This is a genomic window from Bellilinea sp., from assembly GCF_034432615.1.
GTDB lineage: Bacteria > Chloroflexota > Anaerolineae > Anaerolineales > Anaerolineaceae > Bellilinea.
In genome coordinates, this window is sequence record NZ_DAOUBL010000308.1 from 1 (window position 1) to 5,930 (window position 5,930).

Sequence of the window (5,930 nt, forward strand, 5' to 3'; positions counted from 1 at the left end):
ATTGCAACCGGATTTGACCGGCCCAGCGTTCGTTCCCCTTTAGTGGAACCGCGCCCCGCCCCGAAGAAGGAAGAAACCGCTTCCTTCCCGGCGAGCAGCCCCGCACCTAAGGCTGAGCGGCAAGCGCCTCCCACCTCGCCGACCGAATTCCAGCCGCATGTGATCAACACCAACGATCTGGACATTCCGGCATTCTTGCGTAACCGCAACACGCAACGCTAAACCGTTCACCTGGATGATCGGAGAGCCGATGCTCTTCGCGGGTTTCGACCGAGAAACAAACAGGGCCAATTGAGGTGCCTGTAGTTCAGAATGTCTTTTTTCGGAAACCATCGGCATAGCAGAAGCCATCCTCCCTTCTGCCTGACGAACAGGGTGTCTTAGCGGTGTGTTTCAACCTGTCTTGAGGAACCCCCCTGAAAAAACTTCAGCGGGGGTTTCCGTTTTACTTTATAAAAGAAAAATCGGGAAAAACGAAATGAACTGGTTAATGAATCGTTAACATAAAAACTTCTAAAAATTTTTTCAGACACAATGACTTCCCTTATATGGGAGAAAACGTGAAAACGATGCTGCAAACGCCAGATATGGGTTGTCAAAAAAAGTAATGCTCCTCCAATTGTGGGTAGAAAGGCAGTGTCTGGAATTTGCTGAACGGAATTTCTACAAAGATAATTTTAAGATTAGAAAAGTCCTTTTTCTATTGCATCCTGCTGTCAGATGTGCTAAAATAATCCCGTACATATACTATACAAATATTATATTACCCCCATATATGGGGGTGCATTTTCCGGAAAAGGGATTGTCAGCAAGATAAGGCTCGATCAGGTAAGGGGGATGGGTGTGAGAGTCTATTCTCAAAGGTTATAACAGGATGGAGGAGTCCATTGCGTTGCCCATATTGTCATTATGAACAATCGAGGGTTCTGGATACTACTCACGACCAACGAGGTGGTATCCGCCGCCGCAGAGAGTGTGAAAAATGCGGCCAGCGATTTTCAACCTATGAGCGTGCCATTCTTGCCACGCCGCTGGTCATCAAGCGGGATGGAACCCGGGAAGAGTTTGACCGCGAAAAATTAATGCGCGGGATACGGATTGCCTGCGCCAAGCGCCCTGTATCTGCGGCTGAGATCGAACGATTGGTTGGGGAAATTGAATCGGCTTTGCAACAAATGGGGCGGGCGGAAGTTTCTTCCCGGGTGGTGGGAGACATGGTCATTGCCGGTTTGAAGGAACTGGATCAACTGGCTTACATTCGTTATGCGATTGTCTATTTGAACTTGAACGATTTACATGCCATTCGAAAAGAAATTGATCGCTTATTAGAAGGTTCATAATTTACAGGAGGATATCATGCAAACTCAACAACAAATTACAAAAAACGGCCTGCTGCCAACTCCCCCACGTCCAAAGGATCTTCCTGCTGTGGAATTAACCGAAAATGCCCGTCAGGTACTGATTCGTCGTTATGTACGGCGAGGCGATGACGGCAAACCATGTGAGAGCGTCGAGGATATGTTCTGGCGGGTCGCTTTTCATGTTGCCAAAGTTGAGGAACAGTGGGGCAGTGATGTGATGAGCCGCGCGCGCGAATTTTACGTCCTCCTCACCAGCAAAAAGTTCTTCCCGAACTCGCCGACTTTCACTGGTGCCGGTACTCCGCTTGGGCAGCTGGCAGCCTGCTTTGTGCTGCCCATTAATGATGACATGGGACGGGATCCATCCGGCATTTTCCAGACCTTGCGGGATGCTGCCTTAATTCAACAAACCGGCGGTGGGAATGGTTTTTCTTTTTCGCGGCTGCGCCCAAAGGGCTCCATGGTCAAGTCGTCCGCCGGGCAGGCAACCGGCCCGGTGGGATTTTTACGGGTGTATGACCACGCCTTCGGCGAAATTGCCCAGGGGGGCACACGGCGGGGTGCCAATATGGCGGTGCTGCGTGTCGATCATCCCGACGTGGAAGATTTTATCACTTGTAAAACAGATGAGAATGCCATTACCAACTTCAACATTTCGGTTGGAATTACCGATGATTTCATGCGTGCCGTTGAAAACGACGAGGAATGGGAACTGCGCTTCCCGGATGTTCATTCTCCTCTTTACCGGCAGGTAAGGGGCACGCTGGAGCAACTGGTGGAAGCGGGTGTTCCTTTGGTGACCTTCAAGAAAGTGCGTGCACGAGAACTGTTCGATAAAATCGTGCGGCAGGCTCATCATAATGGGGAGCCGGGAGTGTTGTTCCTGGATGCGGCCAACCGAAGCAATCCTGTGCCACATTTATATCCGCTGGAAGCCACCAATCCATGTTTTGCAGGAGATACGCGAATTCCTACGGACATTGGGTTGTTAACGATTGCCGAGCTGGCGGAAATCGAACAGGATTTGTTCATTGCTACCGACAATCGAGCATTGCAGGGTGAAAGGGTTGGCGCAAGTTTAGGTGTGGCTTTGCGTCCGGCTTCTCCAGCCTGGAAAACACGAGAAAAAACAATGGTTTATCGGTTGCAAACCCAAGCGGGATTTCAGTTGACGGCGACACCGGATCATCGTTTCTTAACCCCGAGCGGCTATGTATCGCTTGAAAATCTCAAAGTTGGAGACAAGGTGCTGCTCCAGAGCGGTGAGGGGCCGTGGAGCAGGAATGTTCTACTGCCATTACCCCAAGAGTTTTACGAAGTTATGTCCGAAATGGCACATGGTGGCAACCATGTCGGTGGACAAACTGTGCAAAGAGCTGATTTTAAAAATCAGTATTCCAGCATTCCAAAACACTGGTCGCGCGATTTGGGTGTGGTGATGGGGGTTCTTGTAGGAGATGGTTGGTTTACCGAGAACAGCCACAGCCCATTGGGAATCTGCTTTTCTGAAGATGAGGTCCAAAAGGAAGTCTATTCTATTCTGTCGGAATGGTTTGGGGCTGGACATCTTCATTCTCGAGGAGAGGTTGTCCAGTTAACTTATGGTCGGTTGCCTTATCTATTCTTCAAGTCATTAGGAGTTTCGACCGCGAAATCGTCCGAAAAATGTGTTCCTTCAACAATATGGAGTGCGCCTCGCGAAGTTGTGATTGGCTTTTTGCAAGGATTATTCAGCGCAGATGGTTCTGTTCAAGTTAATAGTAAAAAACAAGACTGTACAGTTCGTTTGGCAAGCAGTTCTCTTAAACTTCTCCAGGAAGTTCAAATTCTTCTCATCAATCTGGGGATATTTTCCAGCATTCACCAACGAAGAAAAGCCGGTAAGAGATTGATGCCTGATGGGAGAGGAGATTATGCAGAGTATTCACATCGAGATCAATACGAACTAATCATTGGCAAACAAAACCGTGACCGGTTCGCTCAAAAGATAGGATTCTTACAAACTCAAAAACAAGACCTTTTAGTGTCGTATGTAAAAAACAAAAAGAGAAGTAGCAACCGCGAGCTGTTCCTGGACAAGATTGCCAAGATTGAGGAAGCTGGTCTTGCAGATGTTTATGACTTGACTCAACCGGATACCCACAGCCTGATTGCAAATGGCATCGTGGCGCATAATTGCGGCGAGCAATGGCTGGGTCCTTATGAAAACTGCTGCCTGGGTTCAGTCAATCTGGCACAACATTTTGCGCCGGATGGCAAGGTGGACTGGGAAACACTGCGCCAATCGGTAATCACTGCTACCCATTTTCTCGATGACGTGGTCGAAGCCAATCAATACGTGCCGGCTGTCCCGCAATTGAAGGAAGCTGCCCACCGCGCCCGCCGGATAGGATTGGGTATCATGGGGCTGGCGGACTTAATGTACCATTGTGGTGTGCGTTACGGTTCACCCGAGGGACAGGAATTCGCCGCTCAGGTCATGGAATTTGTCCGTTACCATGCCATGGTCACCTCAGTCGAGATGGCAAAGGAGCGCGGGCCATTCCCGGCCATCAAAGGCTCCATTTATGATGCGGATCACATGCGCTGGTCGCCGCCTAAGCCGCTTACCCCCTACGAACGGGATTGGGGACGCCCGATGTTGGATTGGGAATGGGTGGTGAATCAAATCCGGGCACACGGTATCCGCAATGCGGCTCAGACGACCATTGCGCCTACCGGTACAATTGCAACAGTGGCGGGCTGTGAGGGATATGGCTGCGAACCGGCTTTCGCGCTGGCTTACATCCGTCATGTCAATGACAACGGTAAAGATTTACAGCTGACTTACGCCAGCCCCCAATTTGAACAGGCCTTGATTAAAGCTGGAATAGAACCCGAAAAGCGGCAGGAAATCATTGAACAGGTCATGCTGGAAGGTTCCTGCCAGCAGATTGAGGCGGTTCCGGAGGAAATTAAGCGAGTCTTTGTTGTTTCCGGTGACATTACAGCGGAAGAACATGTGCGAATGCAGGCCGCCATGCAGGCGTTTGTGGACAACTCGCTATCAAAAACCATTAATTTCCCGGAAGGCGCAACCGTTGAAGATGTCGCCACCGCTTATCAGCTGGCGTGGAAACTCGGCTGCAAGGGGATAACGGTTTATGTAACCGGTTCCCGCGAAAAAGTGGTGCTGGAGACCTTATCCACAGCAAAGAAGAAGCAAGCAGGAGGTGAAGAAGAAGCGCCCCAACCGGTGACTGTCGAGAAACCGGAAGACCAGTTAACTATCTGGCACGAAACCAAGAAACCCCGCCCGCGTTATCTGACCGGCTTCACCTATTCCATAGATACGCCGCTGGGTAAGGCATTCATCACCGTCAATGAAAACGGCGGAAGTCAGCCCTTTGAAGTGTTCATCAATACTGCCAAGGCTGGTTCCGATACGGCTGCTGTATCCGAGGCAATTGGGCGATTACTTTCCTACATTCTGCGTCTTGCTTCGCCCATCGAACCAGCGCGGCGGCTGCGTGAGGCAGCCAATCAACTCTTAGGAATTGGCGGCGGCCGATCGCTTGGCTTTGGGCCGAACCGCGTGCGTTCCTTGCCGGATGGGGTCGGGCAGATTTTGGATGAGTATTTACAAATTCGGGCCGAACGAATGGTCTCTCAACAAGATAAAGAAAAGAAGGAACAGGCAACACCGGGCAATGGTCACCGCAGTGCAGCTGAAAAAAGTGATACCCAACCGGTTGGGCAAAAATTGCTGCGGTTTGGGGATTTATGCCCGGAATGCGGCGAAGCAGCTGTGATAAACGAGGAAGGCTGCCGCAAGTGTTATGCTTGTGGTTACAGTGAGTGTTGAGTTTGTTCATTTGGGAATGCAGTAAGATTCAGAGAGCGCCTCTGCTTGAGCGCTCTCTGAATACCTTTTATGGCTGGATTTTGGTGGTGTTTCTAAGTGGCTGCGTGGCGGTGACTTCACCTCAGGCTGAGCCGCCGACAACCCTGTCGCCGGATCTTGCCGCAACAGCAGAATTGCCATCGCCAGGCCCCTCACCTTCTGTTGTGATTAGGAAGGTTTATTCACCTACTCCGACAATTTCACCAACCTTCACGCTCTCACCATCTCCTACCCTTACGGTTACATCTCCTACCCTTACAATCACGCCCACAATATCGCAAACACCCCTGCCGGTTTATACAAAATTACGAGGAAAGGTCAGCATTGCACAGGCAGTCTGTCATTATGGGCCGGGTGCGCCGTACCTCTACAAATATGGGGTCTATGCAGGCAGTAACCTTGAAATTCTGCGGCGGGTGGAGGGCGGCAATTACATCGAAGTACAGGCAATTGGTGGAAACAATCCCTGTTGGGTTCGTGCGGACTATATGGAAATTCGCGGGGATTTCAACAGTCTGCTGCCGGTTCATCCCTTTGAGGTCAAACTGCCCATCTCACCCTATTATGCCCCGCCGACGTGGGTGCGCGCTGAACGAAACGGGGATGAAGTCACGGTTGAGTGGGATGCGCTTAGCCTGCGTGCAGGAGATGATTCGGAGCAGACCCCTTATATTGTTGAGGCTTGG

Annotated in this window: 3 protein-coding genes and 1 pseudogene; 3 read left to right on the forward strand and 1 reads right to left on the reverse strand. The window is 50.6% G+C overall.

Annotated features, from left to right (window positions below):
* Positions 1-185: hypothetical protein (locus tag VAE48_RS13900; protein WP_322793927.1), on the reverse strand; the 185-nt coding region annotated here is incomplete at its 3' end.
* A 702-nt stretch (positions 186-887) separates the two neighbouring features.
* Here VAE48_RS13900 and nrdR point away from each other — a divergent pair.
* The 3 genes and pseudogenes from nrdR to VAE48_RS13915 form a co-directional block, all read left to right on the forward strand.
* Positions 888-1,340: a transcriptional regulator NrdR gene (gene nrdR / locus VAE48_RS13905; protein ID WP_322793928.1), complete on the forward strand. Its 453-nt coding sequence runs from the start codon at positions 888-890 to the stop codon at positions 1,338-1,340.
* Between the two features lie 16 nt (positions 1,341-1,356).
* Positions 1,357-5,205 carry an LAGLIDADG family homing endonuclease gene (locus tag VAE48_RS13910; RefSeq protein ID WP_322793929.1) on the forward strand — a complete coding sequence of 1,283 codons (3,849 nt, stop codon included), beginning with the start codon at positions 1,357-1,359 and terminating at the stop codon, positions 5,203-5,205.
* 83 nt (positions 5,206-5,288) lie between these two features.
* A pseudogene (locus VAE48_RS13915) lies at positions 5,289-5,930 on the forward strand (hypothetical protein); the annotation flags it as partial.